Source organism: Chitinophagales bacterium (genome assembly GCA_020636535.1).
In the GTDB taxonomy this organism is placed as follows: domain Bacteria; phylum Bacteroidota; class Bacteroidia; order Chitinophagales; family JADIYW01; genus JADJSS01.
This window is the reverse complement of the sequence record JACJXT010000012.1, coordinates 486,224-512,640: the sequence shown is the minus strand read 5'-3', so window position 1 is coordinate 512,640 and position 26,417 is coordinate 486,224. Positions and strand designations below refer to the sequence as shown.

At 29.2% G+C, this 26,417-nt stretch carries 23 protein-coding genes; 7 read left to right on the top strand and 16 right to left on the bottom strand.

Annotation, left to right across the window (positions count from 1 at the left end):
- Positions 1–78: 78 nt before the first annotated feature.
- A complete protein-coding gene (locus tag H6553_11865; GenBank protein ID MCB9034526.1) occupies positions 79–1,191 on the top strand; it encodes a glycosyltransferase family 4 protein in 1,113 nt (370 codons plus the stop codon).
- Between the two features lie 52 nt (positions 1,192–1,243).
- Here H6553_11865 and H6553_11860 read toward each other — a convergent pair whose 3' ends face one another.
- The 7 genes from H6553_11860 to rfbA form a co-directional block, all read right to left on the bottom strand.
- Entirely contained in the window at positions 1,244–2,986 is a 1,743-nt protein-coding gene (locus tag H6553_11860; protein ID MCB9034525.1) for a hypothetical protein, read from the bottom strand.
- A gap of 41 nt (positions 2,987–3,027) precedes the next feature.
- Complete coding sequence (locus H6553_11855; GenBank protein ID MCB9034524.1) at positions 3,028–3,741, bottom strand: nucleotidyltransferase family protein; 714 nt, start codon at positions 3,739–3,741, stop codon at positions 3,028–3,030.
- Positions 3,742–3,751: 10 nt separating this feature from the next.
- Entirely contained in the window at positions 3,752–5,176 is a 1,425-nt protein-coding gene (locus H6553_11850) for a phosphotransferase (GenBank protein MCB9034523.1), read from the bottom strand.
- A gap of 11 nt (positions 5,177–5,187) precedes the next feature.
- Positions 5,188–6,213, bottom strand: coding sequence for a UDP-glucose 4-epimerase GalE (galE, locus tag H6553_11845; GenBank protein ID MCB9034522.1), 1,026 nt, complete (start codon positions 6,211–6,213; stop codon positions 5,188–5,190).
- A gap of 117 nt (positions 6,214–6,330) precedes the next feature.
- Entirely contained in the window at positions 6,331–6,744 is a 414-nt protein-coding gene (locus tag H6553_11840) for a PIN domain-containing protein (protein MCB9034521.1), read from the bottom strand.
- A gap of 4 nt (positions 6,745–6,748) precedes the next feature.
- Positions 6,749–6,988 carry a hypothetical protein gene (locus tag H6553_11835; protein ID MCB9034520.1) on the bottom strand — a complete coding sequence of 80 codons (240 nt, stop codon included), beginning with the start codon at positions 6,986–6,988 and terminating at the stop codon, positions 6,749–6,751.
- A gap of 87 nt (positions 6,989–7,075) precedes the next feature.
- Positions 7,076–7,936 (bottom strand): glucose-1-phosphate thymidylyltransferase RfbA, encoded by an 861-nt coding sequence (gene rfbA, locus H6553_11830; protein ID MCB9034519.1) that lies wholly within the window; start codon positions 7,934–7,936, stop codon positions 7,076–7,078.
- Between the two features lie 126 nt (positions 7,937–8,062).
- Between rfbA and H6553_11825 the strand changes: the two genes are divergently transcribed.
- Complete coding sequence (locus tag H6553_11825; GenBank protein ID MCB9034518.1) at positions 8,063–8,755, top strand: response regulator transcription factor; 693 nt, start codon at positions 8,063–8,065, stop codon at positions 8,753–8,755.
- Positions 8,752–9,795, top strand: a complete 1,044-nt coding sequence (locus H6553_11820; GenBank protein MCB9034517.1) for a sensor histidine kinase — start codon at positions 8,752–8,754, stop codon at positions 9,793–9,795. Before H6553_11825 ends, H6553_11820 begins: the two co-directional genes overlap by 4 nt.
- Positions 9,796–9,836: 41 nt before the next feature.
- On the opposite strand, the gene H6553_11815 is transcribed toward H6553_11820, so the two are convergent.
- Complete coding sequence (locus tag H6553_11815; protein ID MCB9034516.1) at positions 9,837–12,953, bottom strand: UvrD-helicase domain-containing protein; 3,117 nt, start codon at positions 12,951–12,953, stop codon at positions 9,837–9,839.
- A gap of 61 nt (positions 12,954–13,014) precedes the next feature.
- On the opposite strand from H6553_11815, the gene H6553_11810 reads away from it, so the two are divergent.
- Both H6553_11810 and H6553_11805 read left to right on the top strand, forming a co-directional pair.
- Positions 13,015–14,778 (top strand): long-chain fatty acid--CoA ligase, encoded by a 1,764-nt coding sequence (locus H6553_11810; protein MCB9034515.1) that lies wholly within the window; start codon positions 13,015–13,017, stop codon positions 14,776–14,778.
- Between the two features lie 5 nt (positions 14,779–14,783).
- Complete coding sequence (locus H6553_11805) at positions 14,784–16,547, top strand: long-chain fatty acid--CoA ligase (protein MCB9034514.1); 1,764 nt, start codon at positions 14,784–14,786, stop codon at positions 16,545–16,547.
- Positions 16,548–16,555: 8 nt separating this feature from the next.
- Here the strand turns inward: H6553_11805 and H6553_11800 are convergent, their stop codons facing one another.
- From H6553_11800 to H6553_11770, 7 genes are all read right to left on the bottom strand, one after another.
- Positions 16,556–17,680 carry a Fic family protein gene (locus H6553_11800; protein ID MCB9034513.1) on the bottom strand — a complete coding sequence of 375 codons (1,125 nt, stop codon included), beginning with the start codon at positions 17,678–17,680 and terminating at the stop codon, positions 16,556–16,558.
- A 100-nt stretch (positions 17,681–17,780) separates the two neighbouring features.
- Positions 17,781–18,740: a phytanoyl-CoA dioxygenase family protein gene (locus H6553_11795; GenBank protein ID MCB9034512.1), complete on the bottom strand. Its 960-nt coding sequence runs from the start codon at positions 18,738–18,740 to the stop codon at positions 17,781–17,783.
- 197 nt (positions 18,741–18,937) lie between these two features.
- Entirely contained in the window at positions 18,938–20,266 is a 1,329-nt protein-coding gene (locus H6553_11790) for a hypothetical protein (GenBank protein ID MCB9034511.1), read from the bottom strand.
- A gap of 16 nt (positions 20,267–20,282) precedes the next feature.
- Positions 20,283–21,686 carry a hypothetical protein gene (locus H6553_11785; protein MCB9034510.1) on the bottom strand — a complete coding sequence of 468 codons (1,404 nt, stop codon included), beginning with the start codon at positions 21,684–21,686 and terminating at the stop codon, positions 20,283–20,285.
- Between the two features lie 4 nt (positions 21,687–21,690).
- Positions 21,691–22,410, bottom strand: a complete 720-nt coding sequence (locus H6553_11780) for a type III pantothenate kinase (protein ID MCB9034509.1) — start codon at positions 22,408–22,410, stop codon at positions 21,691–21,693.
- 176 nt (positions 22,411–22,586) lie between these two features.
- A complete protein-coding gene (locus H6553_11775; protein MCB9034508.1) occupies positions 22,587–23,777 on the bottom strand; it encodes an amidohydrolase family protein in 1,191 nt (396 codons plus the stop codon).
- Positions 23,778–23,855: 78 nt separating this feature from the next.
- Positions 23,856–23,993, bottom strand: a complete 138-nt coding sequence (locus H6553_11770; protein ID MCB9034507.1) for a hypothetical protein — start codon at positions 23,991–23,993, stop codon at positions 23,856–23,858.
- Between the two features lie 295 nt (positions 23,994–24,288).
- Here H6553_11770 and H6553_11765 point away from each other — a divergent pair, with 295 nt between their 5' ends.
- A complete protein-coding gene (locus H6553_11765; GenBank protein MCB9034506.1) occupies positions 24,289–25,104 on the top strand; it encodes an ion transporter in 816 nt (271 codons plus the stop codon).
- A gap of 58 nt (positions 25,105–25,162) precedes the next feature.
- On the opposite strand, the gene H6553_11760 is transcribed toward H6553_11765, so the two are convergent.
- Positions 25,163–25,714 carry a hypothetical protein gene (locus tag H6553_11760; protein MCB9034505.1) on the bottom strand — a complete coding sequence of 184 codons (552 nt, stop codon included), beginning with the start codon at positions 25,712–25,714 and terminating at the stop codon, positions 25,163–25,165.
- A 182-nt stretch (positions 25,715–25,896) separates the two neighbouring features.
- On the opposite strand from H6553_11760, the gene H6553_11755 reads away from it, so the two are divergent.
- A complete protein-coding gene (locus H6553_11755; protein MCB9034504.1) occupies positions 25,897–26,379 on the top strand; it encodes a hypothetical protein in 483 nt (160 codons plus the stop codon).
- Positions 26,380–26,417: the final 38 nt, after the last annotated feature.

The following is a 26,417-nucleotide window of genomic DNA, read 5'->3' as shown; positions in this document are numbered from 1 at the left end:
TACTGAAAATATATACAAATTGTGTAAAACAAAGCATATTTCACTAAACTTACGCTTTAATATGTTTTTTAAACGATTATGAAAATAGGTATCAATACAAGGTTTTTATTGCCAACAACGCTAGAAGGCATTGGTACTTATACACATCAAATTACTAAACGATTAGTCAATTTATTGCCACAACATCAGTTTTATTTCTTTTTTGATAGACCTTTTGATGAAAAATTCATTTATAGCAATAATATTGAACCAATTATAGTTTCGCCACCAGCAAGACATCCTTTTTTATGGTATTATTGGTTTGAAAAAAGTATTCCAAAACAGCTTAAAAAGTACAATATAGATGTGTTTTTTTCGCCAGATGCTTATTTGTCTTTAGCTACAGATGTACCACAGTTGTTAACTATTCACGATATTGCCTTTGAACATTTTCCTAAACAAAATCCTTGGTTAGTGCAACAATATTATCAATACTTTGTACCAAAATATATAGAAAAAGCCAAGCATATTGTTACTGTGTCTGAGTTTACCAAGCAAGATTTAATTCGACAATACAAAGCCAACGCAAATAAAATTTCGGTGTGTTATAATGCTTTCGATGAAGAAGATATAGTTGAAAAAGATAAAAATATATTAAGTAAATATAATTTAAAAAAACAAAAATATTTTATATTTATAGGAGCGATTCATCCTCGAAAAAACATTTTAAACTTATTAAAAGCATATCAACAGTATTGTAATCAAACCCAAAAGCCAAAAAAGTTATTATTAATTGGCAGAAAAGCTTGGATGAATGATGAAGTCAATCAATTTTTACAAGCAAATTCTAAATTGCCAATAGTTTGGATACAGAAAATTGAACGAAGTAATTTATTGTATTTACTACAACAATCGTATGCTTTATTGCTAGTAAGTTTTTTTGAAGGTTTTGGTATTCCAATTGTAGAAGCACAACATTTTAATATTCCATCTGTAGTTGCCAACAATAGTGCTTTACCAGAAATTGCAGGAAATACTGCAGTTTACTGTGAAGCGAATAATGTGGAATCTATTACAAAAGCAATGCTAACAATTGCTAGTGATGAAGAACTATATTATCAATTAAAAGAAAATTGCAAAGTGCAAAAACAACGATTTAGTTGGCAAAAAAGTGCAGCACAAATTGCTATGATTTTAGAGCAAATTAAATAAAAAAGGACTTCTGTATAAGAAGTCCTTCAAAAAATATTCTTGCTTTAAAAAATTACTTCATTTGACTCATAATATCATTTTTAATCGCATCATATTGAGCTGTAGTTAAAACGCTTTTTAATTTGGCATCTAACTCGTTCAATAGTTGAACTGCTTCTTGTTGAGAACCACTTTTTTTAACAGCATCTCCTTTTATTGCTCCTTCTACCATAATTAATGCAACTTGTGAAACTTGTGCATCAGTTAAACCATAAGCTTTTAATTTATTTACTGTTTGCATTTGACTTGGTGTTAAACCTACACCATAGTATAATTTCTTTTGTAAGTCAATGGCAACAGCCAATTGTAATAATTGGTTTTGACTCATTATTTTTTGCACTTGATGCACATATTTATTGCCAATATTATCACTTTCTTGTTTTTGTTTAGTTGGATTGTTTGGATATAGTGATTTTAAATTAGCTACTTCTGCATCGTATTGTGTTAAAATTGCTTTAGTTTGTGTTACTTGAGATACATTTAAACCCACAATATCTTTTACTATATCTACAATTGCAGCAGAGTTTAAGCCATTATCAACTGCATTTGGCGTTACAACTGCTGGTAGTGTTGTTGTTGGCACATAAGTACTTGCATTGGCACTAACTTGTGGTGTAGCATTTTTTCCTAAAGTATTTGTTTTAACTAAATTTTCAAATGCTGTAAATTGGTCGTTAGATAAATATTTTTTTACACTGTTTGATGTAGTAGTTAGTTGACTAATTAAAGCTTGTTGTTGTTGAGTAGTGTTTCCACCACTTTGTTGAATCTTTACAACTCCTTCTAAAAATGATTTATAATCAACCGAAAAACTATTAAACTGATTATTATTTAACTGTAATTGAGATTTAACATTATTAAGAATTAATTGTTGATCTGCTGGTAAACTATTGTATGCTGCATTACTGTTTGTATTTACACTTGGTGTAGTAATTACAGTATTATTATTGCTGCCACCACTCATATCTATAGACTGAACGCCATTATTATTAGTTGTAACTGTAGCATTATTGCCAATTTGTGGAATTGCGTTTTTACCTAATTGATTAGTTTTTACTAAGTTTTCATAAGCAGCATATTGACTAGTAGATAAATATTGTTTTACACTGTTTGATGTTGTAAGTATTTGATTAACTAGTGCTTGTTGTTTTTGTGCATTGGTTCCGCTTCCTTGTTGTATACTTACAACTCCTTCCAAAAATGATTTATAATCAACCGAAAAACTATTAAACTGATTGTCGTTTAATTGTAATTGCGATTTAATATTGTTTACTATTAATTGTTGATCTGCAGGCAAGCTATTATATGCTGTATTATTACTAGTAGATACTGTTGTCGTTGTTGCACTTTCAAAAGGATTAAAAGTTCCCAATCCACTCATATCAACAGTATTTGAAGTTGATGTACTAGCTGTAATTGTAGGATTTAAGTACAAATTAGCTCCTTGAGCTGTATATAAATCGAATTTGGTTTTATTGTCTGTGCTTAATGTATTTTTTAGCTGATTATTAGAAGCCGCAACCATTTGATTCACTTTTTGTTCTTTAAGTTTTACTGGCAGCTTTAAGTTGTTCGTGTTTTTTACTTGTTGTGCTTGTTTAACATATACATTATAGAAGTTATCTTTTTCTGCTCCTGTTAATTGTAAAGCACTTACTATGTTGGTTGCGTTTTGTTGAATAGTTTCTATAGATTGAGCAAAAACACCTAATGAAAATGCTAATATAAAAAGAATAAGTGTCGAAATTTTTCTCATAAAAAATATTTTATAATGTTATTATCAATTTTTGTACCAAATTAATGATTAAAATAATTATTTGCTGTTGCTAACTTTTCTTTTGTGCCAATATCAAACCAATAATTAGATTGATATAAATAAGCCATAATTTGTTGTTCTTTACACAAACTCAAATACCAATCTGTAATAGAAAACTTTTTTTCATTGTATGGAAAGTCGAAAATTTTAGTTGAAATAACATGAAAACCATCGAAAGCAAAAGGTTGTAATAGCGTACTATTTTCTACAACTGAGATTGTTGCTTCTGTTTTATTGTTTTTCCAACCTTTTAATTGATTAGCATCATCAAACAATAAATTTCTGGAACTTTTTCTTGTAGAAACAGCTAATGTTGCTAAGCAATTGTTCTTTTGATGAAAATCGACCATTGCTGTCAAATCAATATCACATAAAATATCTGCATTACAAACTATAAAATCATCAACATCGTTAAAATACGATTTAGCTTTCCATAAACCACCACCAGTTTCTAATAGTTCATCGTTTTCAAACGATATAGCAATATTTAAACCAAAATTTTGGTGTTTTTCTAAAAAATCGACCATTAAATTAGCAAAGTGATGTACATTAATGACTACATCTGTAACTTGATGTTGTTTTAAATGCTCTAAAGCATATTGTAACAGTGGTTTGTTGTTTACTTCCACTAAAGCTTTAGGAATTGAGTTGGTAATTGGTTGTAAACGAGTACCTAAACCTGCAGCAAAAATCATTGCTTTTTTCTTAGATAAATTCGCCATTCAATTCTCTTTCTATGTGATTAATTTTTACTGTAACATTAGGATATTTTTGTTGGATATACTGTGCTGTTTTTTCAGCACAATACACACTTCTGTGTTGTCCACCAGTACATCCAAAATTAATTTGCAAATTTTCAAAATCTCTTTCTATATAGTTGTCTATAGAAATATCAATGGTTTTCCAAGCGTGTTCTAAAAACTGTTTTACATTGGTTTTTGATTCTAAGAAATCAATTACTGCTTTATCTTTTCCATTTTGCGTTTTGTATGCTGCAAATCTTCCTGGATTTAAAATGCCTCTACAATCAAACACAAAACCACCACCTTCTTTATTCGTTGGAATAGCTCTTTTAAAAGAGAAGCTATTAATTTCTATTGTTAATTTGCTTTGTTTTACTTCATTCTTATTTATAAATGAATTATTATTATATAAGTAATCCAATGTATCAAATAGATGTGGTAACTCTAACTGTAATGGTCTGTTGTCTAAGAACCATTTAATATTTTCTAAAGCAAAAGGAATACTATCAATAAAGTGTTGTTTCTTTTCAATTAAACCTCTTAATCCATATGCACCAAGTACTTGTAGCAATCTAATCAATACAAAACCATAATATTGTTGTGTAAATGCTGTTTTGTCAATATTGATTTTATTTTGAACCATTGCTACATAATCATTAAAAAGCGAAACTTTTAAATTGTGTGGAATTTTTGCTTTTGCTTGCCATAATAAAGCAGCAATATCGTATTGTAATGATCCTTTTCTTCCACCTTGAAAATCAATTCCAAATACTTCGTTATTATTAACAATAATATTTCTTGATTGAAAATCTCTGTACATAAAATATTGATGGTTTTCTTTACTCAAAAAATCAGCTAAAATATTAAATTCTTTTTGTAGTAATTGTTCATTGAAAGGAATATCTAATAATTTTAAAAAATAATATTTAAAATAATCTAAATCCCATAAAATTGCTTGTTTATTGAAACTTGGAACAGGATAACAACGAGTAAAATCTAAATTTTCAGCACCATCAATCTGAATATTTGCTAAAAACTGAATTGTTTTTTGATATAAAGCAATAGTATTTTTAGTAAAACCATCTTGTTGAACAATATCAAACAAAGCTAAATCGCCTAAATACGATTGAAGATATGCTTTCCTATCATCACTAATAATTAAAACCTTTGGAACGGCTAAATTTTTCTCGTAAAAGTGATTCGACAAATAAATGAAGCTTTCGTTTTCTGCAATATTTTCATTATAAGTGCCAATTACAGTATGATTTTGGCTAGTAATTTTAAAATTTTGTCGGTTAGAACCATTTTGAGCAATTGGATGAATTGATGCAATATCTTCGTTAAAGTGTTGCTTAAATAATTGACTCCATAATTCTTGATGCATCATAATGAATTAGTTTAACTAAATATTTTTTGCATTTGTTGTTCCCATTTCCACGCACTTAACATCGCATCATCTAACGAATAATTGCATTGCCATTTTAATTGTTGTTTGGCTTTATCATTATTTGCATAAATCGCTTCTACATCGCCAGCTCTTCTGTTGCCAATAACATAATTGAGTTGTTGTTGGCTCATTTTTTCGAATGATTCAATGGCTTCTAGTACAGAAACGCCATTGCCTGTTCCTAAGTTAAAGACTTCGCAGTTTGTGTTTGCTTCTTTCTTAATTAAATATTGTAGTGCTTTGGTATGTGCATTTGCAATATCCATTACATGAATATAATCTCGAATACAAGAACCATCTTTGGTATTATAATCATTGCCAAAAACGGTAAGTTGTTCTAATTTTCCAATTGCAGTTTGTGTAATGTATGGCACTAAATTATTTGGCTTATCAATAGGAACTTCGCCAATTAAACCACTTTCGTGAGCACCAACTGGATTAAAATAGCGAAGTAAAACCGTATAAGTATTTAGATTTACTTTGGAGAAATGGCGTAGCATATCTTCGCCAATTTGCTTGGTGTGAGCATAAGGACACTCTGCTTCTTGAAAAGCTGTATTCTCAGTAACAGGTAAATCGGTAGCATTACCATAAACAGAACAAGAAGAAGAAAACACAAAATTTGGAATTTGGAATTGCTTTAAAGCATACATTATATTGATAAGCGAATCGAGATTATTGCTATAATACAACAAAGGTTTTTCTACTGATTCTGGTACCGATTTTAATGCTGCAAAATGAATAATACCAATAGCGTCTTTATTTTCTTCTATAACTTGTAGTGTATCTACTTTATTGCAAAGATCTATTTCGTAAAACTTTACCTTTTTTCCAGTAATTTGTTCAATGCCTGCTAAGCTGTAAATATTGCTTCTTGACAAATTATCAATACAAACAACCTCAAATCCATGTTGAATTAAATCGACAATAGTATGTGAGCCAATATAGCCAGTTCCTCCAGTTACAATTACTTTCATTTTTATTATAATCTATTGTTTTTCAAATTTTATTAGCTTCTTTACTTAAAGTATTGCTTTAATGTTTATTAACCGAAACTAAGTTAGAAAATTCTGTTTTACGCCTATCCTAAAATTTTAAGTTGCGTTATTTTTTTCAACCCAATTTTCAATCTTTAAGTTTTTTATATGTCTAAAATCTTTCATATTGTCAGTTACTAAGATTAACTTATTTGTTAGTGCTGTTACACCAATTATTAAATCAAATTCATCATGCATTGGTGTACCATTTTTTCTTAAATACACTTTAGTTTCAGCATATTTTTTGATAGCACTTAATATCGGAATTGTATTTAATCCTTGTACAAATCTATCTACTGCTTCATGAGATTTTTTAGGATTATCACTATTTTCAGCACCATATTGTAATTCAAAAATCGTCAATTCTGAGATAAAACAATTATCAATTCCTTTTTCTTTAATTATTTTATCGAAATTAAGATGTCCTCTTAAAAAGAATATGCAGATATTAGTATCTAATAAATATTGCATTGGTTTAGAAATTCAAGTCTTTTTCTCTAAACTTTCTACTTTCTTTTATTTCTTGAGCAATTACTTCGGCTGATTTATGTGAAGCAAATGCACCAAAAGATTTAAAGAATTCTTTTTCTTTAGGTTTTGAGTCTTTTTTTATTGATTTTGCTAATTTTTGAAGTAATTCAAGTTTACTATTTGCATTTAGACGCTCAAAAATTTTTGAATAGGTATCAATTATATGTTTTTCTGTATGTGTCATTTATTCAATTATTAGATACTATCAAATATACAAAAGATTTTGTTTCCTTTGTTGAATTTAGAAGTTTGCTCTAAGATACATAATCAATTATCTTAATAAATTTATCAAGTACTCACCATATCCAGATTTTAATAATGGCTGAGCAATTTCATTTAGTTTTTCAGCATTGATAAATCCTTTTTTAAAAGCCACTTCTTCAATACAACCTACTTTTAATCCTTGTCTTTGTTCAATTACTTGTACAAACTGCGATGCTTGCATTAATGAATCAAATGTTCCTGTATCTAACCAAGCTGTGCCTCTGTCTAAAATTCCAACGCGTAACTTATTCATTTCTAAATATGCTTTGTTTACATCGGTAATTTCATATTCTCCTCTTGCACTTGGTTGTAAATTTGTAGCAATATCAATCACAGAATTATCATAAAAATACAAACCAGGCACTGCAAAATTAGATTTTGGTTTAGTAGGTTTTTCTTCGATAGAAATAGCTTTTAAATCTTTATCAAATTCTACTACGCCATATCGTTCTGGATCAGAAACATGATATGCATATATAACACCACCATCTGGATTATTGTTTTGAACCAATAATTCTTCTAAACCTGTACCATAAAAAATATTATCGCCCAAAATTAAAGCACACTTATCGTTGCCAATAAACTCTTTACCTATAACAAAAGCTTGAGCCAAACCATTAGGTACTTCTTGAATGGCATATTGAAAATTACAACCATAAGTTGAACCATCTCCAAGCAATCGTTGAAAGTTTGGCATATCGTGTGGTGTAGAGATAATGAGTATTTCATTAATTCCTGCCATCATTAACACAGACAATGGATAATAAATCATAGGTTTATCGTAAATAGGCATGATTTGCTTGCTTATAGCATAAGTAATTGGATATAAACGAGTTCCAGAACCTCCTGCTAATATTATTCCTTTCATAAATTAAAATTGTTTATAAATTATTACAAATATACTGAACTGCTTACAATAAAATTTATAAGTTTGTAGTATAATACTTTGTGTATTCAAAATTAAACATTAATTTAGCGTTAACAAAAATCGACAATGAGCAATAACGAAAAAGTTTTTAAAGTACTAGTAGTAGATGACGAGCAAGACATCTTAGAGTTTTTAAGTTATAATTTAGAAAAAGAAGGTTTTGAAGTATTTACAGCCGAAAACGGAAAAGTAGGTGTAGAAAAAGCCAAAAATGAACATCCAGATATTATTTTATTAGATGTAATGATGCCAGAAATGGATGGAATTGAAGCATGTAGAACGCTACGAGAAATGCCACAATTTGAACACACTATCATTGCATTTTTAACAGCAAGAACCGAAGACTATTCTCAAATAGCTGGTTTTGAAACTGGTGCTGATGATTATATTAGCAAACCAATTAAACCAAGAGTTTTAGTAAGTAGATTAAAAGCACTATTAAGAAGATACGACAGTAAAGAAGCAAGAGCTACTATTATAGAAGTTGGCGACTTAAAAATAGACAGAGAACGCTATTTAATTACTTTTAATGGTGAGGAAATGGCTGTTCCTAGAAAAGAGTTTGAATTGTTGTATTTACTAGCATCTAAGCCAGGAAAAGTGTTTAAAAGAGATGAAATTTTGAACGAAATTTGGGGAAGAGATATTATAGTTGGCGATAGAACAATAGATGTTCATATTAGAAAACTAAGAGAAAAGTTGGGCGAAGATTTAATTAAAACAGTTAAAGGAATAGGTTACAAATTTGACGAAATATGAGAAGAGCTCCTTCTCCAAATCAAATAGCATTTATATCAGCATTGGCAGTAGCAGTTTTATCTACTGCCTTTTTTATATTAATTAGTTTTGTTTTTTATTTGAATGTACGCTTAGAAATGTATATTTCTTCTTTAGTTGCTACATTTTTTATGTCGTGGATATTATTTAGATATGTATTAACAAGAGTTGTATATAATAAAATTAAAGTCATTTATAAAGCCATTGGAAAACCACTACAGTTTGAAAAAGAAGTAAAACAAAAAAACAATCTTTTAAAAACAGTAGAAAGAGATGTAGCAGATTGGGCAATCAACAAAAACAAACAAATTAGAAGCTTGCGACAAATGGCAGAGTACCGAAAAGAGTTTGTTGGAACTGTTTCGCATGAATTGAAAACACCAATGTTTAATGCAATTGGTTATGTAGAAACTGTTTTAGACTCTGACTTAGATGATAAAGTCTTTATTAGAAATTACTTAGAAAAAACTGTTTCTAATTTAGAACGACTGGAATCGATAGTAAAAGACTTATTACAAATTTCTAAATTTGAAGCAGGAAGAATTGAGTTACATTTAGAAGCTGTAGATTTAATTAAGCTAATTAAAGAAGTATTGTTTCATTACAAATATCTAACAGAAACATACAAAGTAAATGTTGTTGTTCATGCTAAAGAAAATGAATTTTTTGTGTGTGTTGATAAAAATGCGATTCGTCAAGTATTAGAAAATCTAATTTCTAATTCTGTAAAGTATGGAAAAGAAAATGGTCAGACAGATATTTACATTAATGATTTAGACGAACAGTATTTGGTAGAAATAAGTGATAATGGCATTGGCATTAGTCAGGAAAATATAGATAGAGTTTTTGAACGCTTTTTTAGAGCAGACAAAAGTAGGTCTAAATTAGTTGGAGGAACTGGTTTAGGTTTGTCTATTGTAAGAAATATTATACAAGCACACAATCAGAATATTAATGTAACGAGTGAGTTAAACAAAGGCACTACTTTTAGTTTTACTTTAGATAAATATATAGAAGAATAACTTATTTTGTGTAAAGTGAAAACACTTAGTATAGTAAAAGCTTAATCGACTTTAATTAAGTTCATGTCATCAGTATATAGTAAATAGGTTTCGCAAGGCAAATTAAAAATACTAGTATAAGCCACTTGATATTTTTTGATTTGCGTTTCGTGTGATTTTTCTTTTGCTCCAGTTTTATAATCGATGATTACAATATTATTTTCATTTTTAAAAACAATATCTGGAATTAATACTTCCTTTTGATATATAATTTTTCTTTCTTTTAATATTTGATAATCCTTGTTCAGCCAAGTATTATTTGCAAACAGCGTTTTTGTTGTATTGACTTGATGAATAATTTGTTGAACAGCATCATTAGTTAATAAATAAGTAGCATTAAGTTGCATAGCATAGTTTGAAATATCACCAATACCAAAAGACAATTCCATTAACTGATGAAAAAACTTTCCTTTTATCGTTGTCTCAAATGAAGTTTGATTGGCTAAATGTGTTTGAATTGACTGATTGAGCAAATTAACAGAAGCTAATGTTGCTGTTGCTATAGTATTTGCCGTTGTTTTTTTCGTAGTGATTATTACATCAGAGCCATACTTAAAAATATTGTTCTCAAATATTGAATTATTAAATTGATTATTGTATAATGTATTTTTTATTAAATCACCAAGATTATTTTCTGTTTTTGATTCGGTAGATTTATCTATATAATAAACAAATAATTGTTCTTCTGCTCTTGTAAAAGCAACATAGCATAAATTTATGGTATCAATAGTACTTAATTCTTGTTCTAAAAAATAACTTTTATCAAAATGTGTAGAAGCTAAATCACTTTTTATATTGATAGGAAAATGTGTTAACGACAAATCGGCGTTGTTTGCTGCTGCCCAAAAAATAGTGTTGGCTTTTGCATTGAGTCGCCAATTGCCAAAAGGAATAAACACAGCTTTAAATTGTAACCCTTTCGATTTATGCACCGTCATTATTTGTACAGCATTAACTTCTGATGATGGCAACACAGCAATAGATTCTTTTTTTTCTTCCCAATAGTTTAAAAATGCACTTATATTTGTTTCTTTTTCTTGAGTAAATGTTTGAACCACATCTAAAAATCTTAAGATATAAGCATGATTTATTGTTTTGATATTGAGTAAATTGATAGCAATATAAATACACTCACTTAAATTTAAAGAAAGCAATGTGTTTAATTGAGTTTTGTTTTCGTTTAACCAATCATCTATAAACCACGAAGTTTTATTTGCATCAAAAATTTCAGACAAATTTCCTAATTGATGATATTGAGTATAATAACTTTCTAATTGATATTTATAAAATAATTCTGTTTCATCATATATATAATACAATAAAGCAATAATTAATTGTACAGATAAATCGTTTTTTACCAAAACAGATTCTGTAGAAATAAACGGAATGTTGTTGGCTTGTAAATGGTTGGCAATTTTAATTCCTTCGGCATTGCTTCTAACCAAAATGGCAATGTCTTTATAATTGATTGTTTGATTGCTTTGCTGTTGTTGTGAAATATAGTTTTGAATATCATTTAAAAATGAATCCAAATGATTTTCTTTAGTCGTCCATTCAATCTTTATAAAACCATCGTCTTCTTTATACTTTGATTCTTGTACAATACTTTCGTAAGCATTTTCTAATCTATTTATAGATAAAGATGATTTAATCGTGTTGAATAAAAAATTATTAAAATCAACTATATTTTTTTTACTTCTATAATTTTTTTCTAGTGGTTTTTTTATAATGTTATCTGTATTTTTGATGTCTTGCTCTATTTGATAAAGTAGCAAATCCATTTTTCCTCCACGCCATCTATAAATACTTTGTTTCGGATCACCAACAATAGTAACCGTAGTATTGTATTGCGATAAAATTTCTATAATTAAAGGCAACACACCATTCCATTGCAATAGTGAAGTATCTTGAAACTCATCTATCAATAAATGTCGCAAATAAAGTCCTGTTTTTTCATATATAAAAGGAGACGAACTATTTTTGGTAATTTTGCTAATCCAATGATTGGCATCATTAATCAATAAACAGTTTTCTTTTTTTCTATATGTTTTCACTTTATCGTTTATAGCACTTAACAAAGCCAAACTATAAATATTTTGCAAAGCACTTTTGTAGGTTTTATATTCTTTATTGTTTTCTTCTTCAAATATATAAATATCAGATAAAATATTTTGCAAACCATTATGCCAACAGTTTTCAATTGCTAAAGCTATTTCCGGTGCTTCTTTTCTCGTTTTAGCAGAAAGGAAATCTTGTTCACCATCAAGCATTTTTTTTAATCGAGTAGTTCCATCTAATTCTAAATATTTTGCTTTATTTAGAAAACCATCTACCGTAGAAATACCAAAAGAAAATTTGCTATAATCAATAGCGTATGTTTTACAAATAGCTCTTGCTTGGTCTATTTTTTCTTGAACAGTTTGTTCTAGTGCTTTTATTTTCTGTTGAAGTTGAACAATTTCTTTTTCAAAAAAGTCAAAATCTAATGAATTGTCTAATATATTATAATATAAATCAAATTCTTCTTTTAATAATTCTTTACCTAAGCTAAAAATGTTCTTTTTAATTTTCCAGCTTTTATCTTCAACTATCGTAAAATTAATATATTTTTCTAACCAATTAGAAAGCACGGTGTTTTTTCCATTGTATTCGTCAAAAATCAAATCAACACAATCTTTAATCACTTGTTCAGTATCCAACTCAATATTTAAACCAATTGGCAAATTCAATTCTTTAGCAAACGAACGAATAACATGCTGAAAAAAACTATCAATAGTTGTAATATTAAAATTAGCATAATTATGTAAAATATTTTGCAATGCTAACAAAGCATTCTTCTGTACTAAATGATTAACTTCTAAATTATAATTTGTTTTGATGGTAGCAACTATGTCTTGCTTTAAATCATCATTTTTTCCTTGTGCCAATTCTTGCAAAAACAACAAAACACGGTCTTTCATTTCGGCTGTTGCTTTTTTGGTAAAAGTTATTGCCAAAATATGTCTGTAATTAAATGGATTTAAAATCAGTAATTCTACAAACGATTTTGCTAACAAATAGGTTTTTCCTGAACCAGCCGATGCATTTATTATCTTAAGTGATGAAGGAAAATCTGTCATTTATCTAAATTACGCTAAAATATCTAAAAAACTGTATATTTGATTTTTATAGCTTTACTATATGCCAGAATTCACTAGAATTTTTGATATCATTCATTACCAAAACCAACAAATTCCTTTGTCGGTTTGTATGGCAAGAAGAGAAGACAAACAAACTTGGACAACTTATTCTACACAACAAATTATTGATAAAGTCAATCAATTAAGTAGTGGACTATTAAAATTAGGTATTCAAAAAGAAGATAAAGTAGCTATTATTGCTACGACCAACAGACCAGAATGGCATTTTGTAGATATGGCTGTTCAACAAATTGGTGCAATTACAGTTCCAATTTATCCTACCATTGCTAAACAAGAATACGAGTTTATATTTAACCATGCTTCCATAAAATGTTTATTTATATCTGATAAAATAATTTATAGAAGAATTAAAGATGTTTTACCAAACATTATTTCATTAAAAAATATATTTTCTTTTGATGAAGTTGAGAGTATTCAAAATATCAAAACACTTTATCAAACCAATGAAACAAAACAAATAAATACAATAAAAGATACCATTCAACCAAATGATGTTGCTACCATTTTATATACTAGTGGAACTACTGGTGTACCAAAAGGTGTAATGCTTACACACAACAATATAGTGTCTAATGTAAAAGGTTGCTTACAACTGGTTACTATTTTTCCAAATGAAAAAACGCTAAGTTTTTTACCATTGTCGCATGTTTTTGAACGAACTATAAACTATACTTATTTGGCTACTGGTGCTTCTATTTATTTTGCAGATGGTTTAGAGTCGATAGCTGAAAATTTACAAGATATCAAACCACAGTATTTTACTACAGTTCCAAGATTGTTAGAAAGAGTTTTTGAAAAAATTATAAAAAAATCTAAGGAACTTAATTATATAAAAAAATCATTGTTCGATTGGGCTTTAGATTTAGCAACTAATTTAGAATTAGGACAAGAAAGAAGTTTTGTCGAGGAAATAGAACTCAACATTGCCAATCAATTAGTATTTGATAAATGGCGATTGGCTCTTGGTGGAAACATAAAAGCAATTGTTTGTGGTTCTGCTCCATTGCAACCTAAATTAGCTACTATTTTCACCAATGCACAAATTCCAATTTTAGAAGGTTATGGACTCACAGAGTGTTCGCCAGTGGTTAGTGTTATTCCAAATAGAGCAGATTGTTACAGAGCTGGTTGTGTAGGAAAAATCTTACCACATCTTGAAGTTAAAATTGCCGATGATGGTGAAATTTTAGTACGAGGTGATAGCGTAATGAAAGGTTATTTTAATGATGACGCTGCTACCAAAAAAACAATTACAACAGACGGCTGGTTGCTTACTGGAGATATTGGTGCTTTTACTGAAGATGGATACTTAAGAATCACTGATAGAAAGAAAGAGTTGTTTAAAACTTCTGGTGGAAAATATGTAGCACCAGCTCCTATTGAAAATAAAATGAAAGAATCGTTTTTTATAGAGCAAATTGCTTTAATTGGCGATGGTGAAAAATTTATTGGTGCTTTAATTGTCCCAAACTTTGAAGAATTAAGTAGTTGGGCATCAACACATAATATTAAAACAGAAGACAATACGCAATTAATTGAAAATCCTAAAGTCGTAGCATTGTATCAATCTATTATTTCAGAAAATAATGTTAACTTTGGAAAAGTTGAACAAATAAAACAGTTTAAACTATTAAATGAAGCGTGGACAGTAGAAAATGGTTTATTGACTGCTACCATGAAGTTAAAAAGGAAAAAAATTAAAGAAGCATATCAAGACATCATTCAATCGATATATAATAAATAAATTTTATGGAAGTAAAGAGACTCTTTGACTCGTTGTATTATCAACAAGAAAATCATCCTCAAAAAATTGCATTAGCACAATATAAAAACGGACAGTTAGAAACTTATTCTACCGATGATTTAGTGAAGAAAGCTAACCAAATGAGTTTAGGTTTACTACAATTAGGCATTCAAAAAGGCGATAAAGTAGCTACTGTAGCATCTTACAATCGTGTAGAATGGAATATCTGCGATTTTGGTATTGGACAAATTGGTGCTATCAATGTGCCATTATATCCAACGATTAGCGAAGCAGACTTTAAATACATTTTAAACCATGCCGAAGCTAAAATTTGCTTTGTTTCTGATAAAGGTTTATACGACAAAGTAGCGAGTATTAAAGCAGAAGTACCTACACTTCAAGAAATTTATATTTTTGATGATGAACCTAATATAAAACACTATTCTGAAGTTTTGAAACTAGGCGAAAATGGCGATGTTAATCAAGTAAAAGCCATTGCAGATACGATAGACCAACACGAATTAGCGACTTTAATTTATACTTCAGGAACAACAGGTCAACCTAAAGGCGTAATGTTGTCGCATCACAATATTGTTTCTAATTTTCTTACGGTAAGAGCAGAATTGCCTTTAGAAGCAGGACAAACTGCGTTGAGTTTCTTGCCTTTGTGCCATATTTTTGAACGCATGGTTATTTATACTTATGTAGTTTCTGGTGCTAATGTTTATTATTCTGATATTGATACGCTTGGCGAAAAGCTAACCATTGTAAAACCACATTTTTTTACTACTGTTCCTAGATTATTAGAAAAAGTATATGAAAAAATAGTAAACAAAGGATTGTTGTTGAAAGGATTTAAGAAAAAACTATTTTTCTGGGCTTTGGAAAAAGCAGACCAATACGAGTACGACCAAAAACCAAGTTTTACCTTTAAAATTGCAGACAAATTAGTGTTTAGTAAATGGAGAGAAGCGCTTGGTGGTAGAGTTTTAGGTATTGTTACAGGTTCTGCTGCTTGTCCGTTAAAAATTGCTAGAGTATTTTCTGCTGCAGGTATTGCAATTAGAGAAGGTTATGGTTTAACAGAAACATCTCCAGTACTTACTTTTAACAGATTTACAGAAGGTGGTGCCATGTTAGGTACTGTTGGTATGCCAATTGCAGCTGTAGAAATTAAAATTGCTGAAGATGGCGAAATCTTAGCAAAAGGACCAAATATTATGATGGGTTATTATAAAGAACCAGAAAAAACTGCCGAAGTTTTAACTGAAGATGGTTGGTTTCATACTGGCGATGTTGGTACTTTTGTTACGAGTACTAATGGCAATCAGTTTTTAAAAATAACCGATAGAAAAAAAGAATTACTTAAAACTTCTGGCGGAAAATATGTAGCACCAGCTCCTATTGAAAGCAAGTTTAGAGAAAACTTCTTTATAGAACAAATTATGGTAGTTGGCGAAGGCAAAAAGTTTGTTTCTGCATTAATTGTTCCAGCTTTTCCTGTGTTAGAAGATTGGGCAAAAGAAAATGGTATTTCCTATACAGACCACGCTGATTTAATCAATAATACACAAGTGCAAGCTAAGTATCAAAGTATAATTGATGAAATTAATCCAAACTTTAGCCATATAGAACAAATTAAAAAGTTTAAACTTTTAGCTAACGAATGGACTCCTCAAACAGAAGAATTAACACCAACAATGAAACTGAAAAGAAAAGTCATCAATAATAAATACACTGTAGAAATAGACGATATTTATAATGTGTAAAAAAATAATTAGTTTTTAAATAAATCTAAATAGGATTTAAACATATAAAGTCTGTTTCTTTGAGAGCCAGTTATTTCTGTTAAAATATTTGCTTTTTCTAATTTATCTAATAGCTGATACGCTGATTGTGATTTTTTACTTATCACTGCTCCTACCTTAGCCGCATCTATTATTGGATGAGTGTATAGATAATCAATTACTAATCTCGCATCTGTACTTCTTGCACCAAAAGCTATTATTTTTTCATCAATTTGTTTAGATAGTTTCATAATATCATTAAATGTTTCTACTCCATTTTTTGCAGTTTCTATAATTCCAGTTAAAAAAAACTTAAACCACTGAGCGATATCATTGTGCGTTCTAACTCTCATTAAATTATCGTAATATAACTGTCTGTTTCTTTCAAAAAAATCAGATAAATATAAAATTGGTCTTTTTAAAATTCCTTGATTCACTAAATATAAAGTGATAAGTAATCTACCAACTCTTCCATTTCCATCTAAGAAAGGATGTATTGTTTCAAACTGATAATGAATTAATGCTACCTTTAACAAATCTGGCATAGGATTTAAGGTATCATTTGCAAAAATTTCTATATCTGCCATTAAATCATTAATTGTTTGGTGTATTGGAGGAATAAATACGGCATCATTAATTGAAGCACCACCAATCCAATTCTGAGAAATTCTATAAATTCCTGGTGTTTTATGCTCTCCTCTCACACCTCTTAACAAGATTTCATGCGTTTTTTTTATTAAACGAGAAGAAAAAGGAAGTGTATGTAACATTTCTACAGCATAATTCATAGCACTTATATAGTTTTGAACTTCTTCCCAGTCTTTCTTTTTCTCTTGAGCAATATCTTCTAATTTTAGAAATGCTTCTTCTATATTTGTTTGTGTTCCTTCAATTTTAGAAGATTGTGTAGCTTCTTTTGCTATATGCATCTGAATAAACAAATCTATGTTTACATATTCAGAATACATATCTAACCGACCAATTTGCCTATCGGCTAAACTTAATAGTTTCAATACTTCCATATCATTAACTTCCCAAAATCGATTAATAAGATTAGGTTGAAAGCTTTTATAAAAATTTTGATTTTTATAAGTTCCTGCTACAAATGTTTTCATAATTCTTTGTTTTAAAAATCACTACAAAGATATGTCTTATTTTGACTTTTTGCAAAAAGTCAAAATAGTGGAATGCCTTATAATGACTTTTTCTTAGAAATTAAAAAATTGCTGGTCGCTGAGATATTTCGTGATAACAAATTACATCTTTGGCAAAAAAATGCAAGACCATGCTTTTGCGTGTTAATGTTGGATGGAGTATAGGCAATCCTGCATGAACTAATTTAGAGTGCCAAATAAATATATCGCCTTTTTTTGCTAAAAAGGTTTTTGCTTGTATTTGATTTTTGTCTAATAATGATTGAATTTTTGCTTCGTATTTTTCATTAGCATTATCATCTAGCAAAAATGAATGAATGCTTGTAAAGTCTTCTGTTATAATATTTGGCAATAAGTGCGATTTTGGATAATAGCTTATTGGTCCAGCTTCGAATTCAATATCTTCAAGAGCAATCCAAACAGCAATTAAATAGTTTGATGGAAAAGTACTCATATGAACAGCATCTGAATGTGGTTTTTGTTCGCTGCCTTTTATAAAATTAATCGATTGAAATAATTGCACTTCTTTTCCTAAAATAAAGTTTAATATACTAATTAATCGTTCATCGAAAATAAACGATTTAGCTATATTTGATTGATTAAAAACATTGAAGTATTTTTTATTAGTATAGTTGGTGTTTATTTTTTTTTCATGAATGAGTTGTTCTATTTCATTATTTAAACGATCAACCAAATCACGATTAAAAAATTGTTCTATAATCATAAAACCATTGTCTTTCCAATGAATGATTTGCTGTTTTATTTCATCTGAAAAATTAGTGTTTTGCAACTTTAGTTCAATTTGTTGTGTAGTTGTTATTGATTGATCTAACCAAGGCATATCATCAATGCTGTTTTTAAAATCTTTAGCAGAAATACTTGAAACAACACTCTTATCAATACTATACTGTTTGTACAATGCTTTATTGTGTTTTAACTGTTGATAGTGCAACAAATTATTTAGTACATACAATGGTTTTAACCGTCGAAAAAAACCAGTATATTTTTGTAACCATTGCATGAAGTGAAATTAAATAAAAAAACCTACATTATTAACTTGTCTGTTTATTTACAATTTAGAAGTTATTATTAAGTATATAATAGATGCTGAAACAAGTTCAGCATCGAGTTTGATTATAATAAAAAAGACCGAAGTGTTATACTTCGGTCTTTTGTTTTGTTAATGGCTGGTGTCGACACCAGCCATTAGTTTTGGTTTTACTTTACTTGTACTGTTGTGGTTTCGTTTATCCAACATTTAACAGTGTATGCTTGACCAACTTTTAGTTTTTTGTCTTTTACATCTTGTACTGTTGGTAAATACTGACGATAATCGTCCATTAATTTTTGTGCTTCTGCTGATATTGTTGCATCACCGTAAGCTACTGCTTGTTTTAAGTAATCGAAAGCTGGCCACAATACAATTTGCGATTGAAAACCTACGCCTGGACCACATTTGCTTCCACTTGCTGTGTATAAATATCCTATCCAAAAATATGCTTTTCCTTCTGCTGGATTGTTGGCAATTGCCATTTTTGCATAATCTCTAGATGCACCAAAGTCATCTTCTTCGTAAGCTAAGTTTGCTAGTGCTAAATAAATTTCTGCTTTTTTAAGTGTATCTGTCATTGCATTTGCAGATGTTACATATACTTGTTTTGCTGCATTTAAATTGTCTGCTTTGATATATTTTAATGCCAATCTATCGGTATAAGTTAAGTTAGCTGGAAATAATTGGTGTAATTTTTCTAATACTTGAGCAGAAAATAAGCTGTCGTTCGTTTTTAATGACAAGTTATAAATGTCTAGCAATTTATTTTCATCAGTTGGATTTTTGGCAAACTGCTCTTTAATAATTACTAGTGTTTTAGCTTGTCCTTCTGGTGTTGTTACATCTAAGAATAACTCATTATATTGATTTTCTAAATATTCCTTTAATGCTTTAAACTCTTCAGTATATTTATTTTTCTTAATGTTATTGTCTGCAATTTGATTGATTTTTGCCATTTCTGCTTTCATTTCATCATCAGAAATTGCTTTGTTATCGTACTGAAATCTTAATACACTATAATATGTTTTTAAATAGAAATGATAAGCATTATCTTTTTCTAATTCCATGTATTTTTGAAAATCTTTCTTTGCATTTTCTGCATCATTTTTATAAGCAACATAATTATATGCTCTTTGTCCGTATAAATAACCAGAATTATGACACTCAATTCCTTTTGTTAGAATTTGCATTAGTGTGTCTTCTAAAGCAGCTTTGGTAGCATCGTCTTTAGCTTCTTTAATAAATTGCTTATACATTGCTTCACCATCTAAGAAAGTTTGCAATCTAAAGCCTGGAGCATTATTGTATAGATTCTTCCAAGCTGGATAAGCATCGGTATACAATCCTTTTTTGAAATATTCGTAATAAATAGAGTACTGTACTTTTGTTTCTTGTTCATTTCCATTAATGAATTGATTACAATTTGCAGCATTACTCTTAAACGAACTAAAAGCAATAATTCCGAAGAATGTCATCAATTTTAAAAAGTTATTCATTTTCAATTTTTTTTGATTAATAATATTTTCGTTTAACAAACCATTTATCGTTTAACGAAAAACCTAGCTTTAATCGTACAAATGTTTCTTGAACTAAGTTGTCTGTTATCGTTCCTCTTTTTCCTACTTGCAAGCCAAGGTTGAAAGAGTAAGTATAAATGTTTTGCAATAGTCCTTCGTCATTTGGTACTTTTTTAACCAGTGGTATACCTACTCCAAAGTCTATGCCAAATTCATTAATTTGGTTATTATTAATATTTATGTTTGTTTTTGTATAGTTAAATCCTGCTCTATATTTTAATCGACTGAAAAACTTATCGTACTTTTTTAAGTTAGGAATAACTTCTCCGCCAAAAGCAAAACGCCAACTATTGGTTAGTTTAGAAGATGCATTGTTTTCATAGCCAATATATTTACTCCAAGGTTGATATTTGAAATCAACGCCAACTTTCCATCTTATGCTTTCTGAAAAAGAAACACCTACATTAAATGATGCTGGTGTTTTTACTGTTACTTTGCTTGCATTATTGCTAACAATTGTATCGTAGACATCGCTATATTCTGCAACTGGATCAAGTACTTCTTCAAAATATTCTATAATTCCTTGATTAACGCCTCTGCTTCCTAGTGCTTCTGATGCTAGCGTGTACACACCATAATTAAGAGAAGTTCCTTTAGAAAACTTATATCCTGAGTTTCCTGAAAAACCATAATCAATAGTAAAAATACGATTGCTGTCTTTTTTAGACTTGATGTTTTGTGTATACATAATACCTGCATTCCACACAAAAGCACCAGCACTTAAATCAGACCTAATTACAGTAGCATTAGTAGTATTGTCTAAAGCACCATCTAACAATGGATAAGAAACGGCATAGTTTTTAAGCTTGCCAAATAAATATCCAACATTAAAACCAACAGCAAACCCTTTGTATTTAAAGCCATTTCCCCAATACAAATTATAAAGGGTTCCATTACCTTCGTATTCTACTTTAGCAGAAAGTGTTGTATCTACTGCTTTGGTTTCTGAAATAAAATAGTTTTTATTACTATATGGTAGTAAGCCAACAGAGCTTGTCCAATATTTTTTAATAGGCACTGTTAAACTTAAATAGTTAATATTTAAATTATTGTTGTTGCTCTTCTGCGTTTCGGTTTTAATACGATTGAAGTTGCCAGTTAATCCTGCATCGAAAGAAATTAAACTTACATGAGCATAAGATGCTGGATTGATATAGTTGGCACTTTCTACACTTTTGTAGCTGGCACCTAAACCACCCATCATTGAAGAAGCCATGTTGTTATTGTCTACGCCATAACCTAAGCCAAAACGAGAATATGGTGTTGTTTCTTGAGCAAAGCCAATGCTTGTTATAAGCATTAAAACAATTGCTACAATTTTTATTTTTTGATTTGCCAAACTACTATACATTATGTTCTAATATTTTATTTAATCCAATTAGCGTTAAATTGGAATGTGCAAATATCTTATTTTTAAGTTTAGAAACCAATATTTTACTGTCGCCACCTGTAATTAAAATCGTTAAATCTTTATAAATTTCTTGATATTGAGCTATAATTCCATCAATTTCGGCAATTGCTCCGTATAAAACACCATTTTCTAAAGCGGCAATTGTATTTTTTGCAATGCTGTTTTTATTCCATTTTAAATCGACCAAAGGTAAATTTGCTGTAAATTGATGCATGGCTTTGGCTCTCATTTTTAATCCTGGATGAATGCTTCCGCCTAAAAAAACTTCTTTATTGCTTTTAAAGTTAAAAGTGATACAAGTACCACAACCAATTACCAAAACATTTTCTTTTGGATACATAGCAACTGCAGCAGCAATTAATGCTAGTCTGTCTTTACCTAGCGTAGTTGGTGTTTGATAGTTATTTTTGAATGGCAGTTGAATCGTATTATTAAATGCTACAAAATTGGTGTTTTGTTCTAGTAGTTTTTCTAGTGTTTTATTTGGCTTTTTTGTTGATGCAATGATTGAGTTAGTAATGGTGTTATTATTTAATACTGTTTTTAGTTTTATAGTAGTAAAATCTTCCTCCACGAATGTTTTAATACATTTGCTGTTTTTAAATAAGCCAATTTTTGTTCTGGTATTGCCTATGTCTAATGCTAAGTTCAAGTTTTTTTTTGCAAATTACACATTAGAAATTTATTCTGAACATTTAGAACAAAAAACCTATTCTAGTTTTAAGTATTACTTCATTTTATCTTGATATTTACCTGTTGGTAAAAAGGCAAAACGAACTAGATTCGGAAATAAATTCAGGACAAGAAGCATTTAAGGCAAATTTGTTTTTATATAATTTTTTTGCTAGTGCTATGTTTTGTAATCTGGTTGTTTTCTATGTTATCAATTAGCACAAGTGTTGGTGTTTTGTTGATGTCGATAGTTCCAATTTCATTGTCTAAACCTAAAGCTTTTGCTCCATTTATAGTTGCCCAATTTAAGACTGTTTCAAAATCTAAATACGACTGATATTTTAGAATGGTTTTCATTTCTTCAAAAATAGATAGTTGCCAATTTGAAGTTAAACTATCTGTTCCAATACAAACCGTAGCATTGGTATTGATAAATTTTTGATAGTTCGGCAAACTATTTTCTATATACAAGTTGGCATTTGGACAAGTACACCAAAAAACTTGATTTTTTCCTAGTGTTTGATGTGCAGCAACTATATCTGTTTCGGAAGTTTGTGTGTTGTGTACAAACAAATTTCTATGCTTTGGCGACAAATATTGTAATGCATAATAGATTGAATTTTGGTTGGTAGGCAATAAATTGTCGGTGTTTAAATTCATTTTATTATAAAACGACAATAATGCTCCTGTGTTGTGTTGTAGAAACTCATTTTCTGATGGCGTTTCTTGGTTGTGAATGCTAATGGTTTTTATTTCGTTTTGATGTTCTTGTTGTAGTAATTCAAACAGTTTTTTTGAAACACTATATGGCGCATGTGGTACACAAGCTATTTGGTTTTTTGAGTTGGTTTGCATAGCATCATACACGGCTTTATATTGATTATAGGTTGCTTGCGTTCTGTCTTTCTGAAACATATCGAAAAACTCTACAAAGGTATAGTAGTATAAATTGCCTTTTTGTTTTTGAGCAAAGGTATCTGTTGTGTTAGAAATATCGCCGACAGCAACAATGCCATTGTTTATCATTTCTTGTTCTGCATTGGCAATACTTTCTTGAATGAAATCTTCGGTTGCGGCTCTTGTAGTAATGACTTCTTCTATAAATTGTAGTAAACCTGTTCCTGTATTGACTTTGCTTTTCATGTGCGACAACTCTAAATGACAGTGTGCATTTACAAAACCTGGAACCAACCAACCTTGTAGTTGTTGAACTTCTTCTGGTGCGTGGTTGATGCTATCGTCAATTGCTAGAATTTTTCCTTCTTTATTGGTAATAATAACTTTGTTTTGCAATACTTTATTTTGCGAAGCAGTATAAATTTTATCGGCAGTAAATTTTAGATGCATGAGCAGATAAAGATAAAAGTTTTTGTTGGCGTATTTCCCTTTCTTATATAAGAAACGAAAAAAGTAAAGTAATTAAATTTAAAAAGAAATACCTATAATAATAGCTTTGTCTTCAATTAAAATATTATCGCCAATACCTAACGGATGATTAAAATACATTATAATTCCAGAAGTAATATTTGATAAAACCGACCATTGTGCAAAAAAAAGCAACACCAAGTACAGTTAAAGCAGAAGATATAAATAAGCCAATCTGATTCTTTTCGATTCCCCAAATGGCTGCTAAAAAAATAATGCCAACAACACCAGAAATCAAAGAGAATAACTTAATGGTTAGCTGTCTTCTTTCCAAGCAAAAGTGAAACTTTTTAGCGGTTTATATATAAATTAGAGATAATATAAAATCAAATAATTGATAAAGTAATAACAATCTTTATTTCTAACTCATTCATAGTGCAAAAGTATAACAAAATTTTACTACAAAATGTTTCTATTTTTTATATTTACTATAATGGATAACAAAAAAATAAAAGACAAACTGTTTACCATCATTTTTGAAGCAGATACCAAAGCAGGAAAACTCTTTGATGCAGTTCTATTGATATTAATATTGCTAAGTATTTCGTTGGTGATGTTAGAAAGTGTTCAAACATTACAAATAAAATATAAGCAATGGTTTACAGTTTTAGAATGGATAATAACAGCATTATTTACAATAGAATATATACTGAGAATTTATTGTTCAAAAAATAAAAAGAATTATATTTTTAGTTTTTATGGAATAGTCGATTTATTGTCTATACTACCAAGTTATTTAAGTTTATTTTTAGGTGGAACTCATTATTTAATGACTATAAGAGCACTACGCTTGCTACGAGTTTTTAGAGTGTTTAAAATGGGAACATTTGTACAAGAATCTAATAAACTATGGGAAGCAATAGTGCTAAGTAAAATTAAAATACTGGTCTTTTTAATGTCTGTAACTATTATTTCTATTATAGTTGGAAGTTTAATGTATATTATAGAAAGCAATACTAATAGTGGTTTTTCTAGTATACCAAAATCAATTTATTGGGCCATTGTTACCATGACTACTGTTGGCTATGGAGATATTACACCAAAAACCAATGTTGGTCAATTTTTATCTGCTTGTTTAATGATTTTGGGTTATGCAATTATAGCTGTACCAACAGGAATTGTAGTAGCAGAGTTTGCTAGAACAGATAAAAACAAAGCAAACATTAGCACACAGGTTTGTAGTCATTGTCATAAAGAAGGACATGATGCCAATGCAACTTACTGTAAATTTTGCGGAGGATTGCTATAAAAAAGCCAGCTATATATTTTAGCTGGCTTTTTTCTTTTATTAATAACCTAATTAAAGATTATTCTGGTTTTTCTAATTCTCCATTTACATATTTTACAATAGTATTTATATATAAAGAAAAAGTACCAATAATATATGAAGTACCTTTGCTTGTACCAAAATTGGTATTTGATTTTCTATCACTAATAGTAAATGTATTATAAGCACTTCCTCCATTTTGTTGAAATTGCATTCCTGTAGGAGCAGATGGTTTATATGTTGTATATGTCTTACTTGTATTCATAGACCAAACTAAACAATACCTATATTTATCTGTATCTTTATATTTATCACTTAAATTTAAGCTATCTACATTAACAAATTCATATTCATAAGGATACTTTTCTTTCATATATTCACGCATCTGCTCATTTGCTTTCACATAAGATTTCACTAAGTTTCCCTTTTTATCATATACTTTTATATCATCTACTAATAATATATTATTTTTAGTGTCAAAGTCTTTAGGCATCCATTTTTTATAACTGTTCCAAATACCATCATAAGTACCATTGATGAACAAAAAAAGAATAACAATTCCAAAGAGGCGAATAAGTATCTTGTTTTTCATATCTAATTTTTATATAAAATTAATAAAATATTTTTTTAATAAAGATAAAAAACAGTTAAAAAAACATTAGCACACAGGTTTGTAGTCATTGTCATAAAGAAGGACATGATGCCAATGCAACTTACTGTAAATTTTGCGGAGGATTATTATAAGTATTTACTATTTTTGAAAAAAATATAACCTTGAAAAATTTATTAATCTTATTTGGTATTTTCTTTTTAATAAGTACAACAAAAGCTCAAAGTTTAAATGGAATAAAAGTGCCTATAATTGTTGGAGGAGAAATGACAAGCAAGTCAAAAGAAAATACAATAACATTTAAAGTTGCTGAAGATATTAAAGACACTAATGGAAAAATTATAATATTAAAAAACACAGCAGTTATTGCAAGTATAGATAATGAAAAAGCTAGAGGTATAGGAAGAGCTGGTAGTATTAAAATACAATTTCAAAGCACTCAAGATATTAATGGAACGGTTATAAAATTAAGTGGTAATGAAACAATATTAGGAGAAAGCAATAGAAAACATGTTTTAGGAGTTGGACTTGGAGTAGGATTGGGTCTTTTTTATCCAATGTTGTTTTATTTGGTAAAGAAAGGTGGAGAAGCAGTATTAAAATCAAATACAATTATATCTTCTGCAATTATACTTCAAAACGAATAATAGGTTCTATAAAATAAACATTTTAAACTCCACTTTTA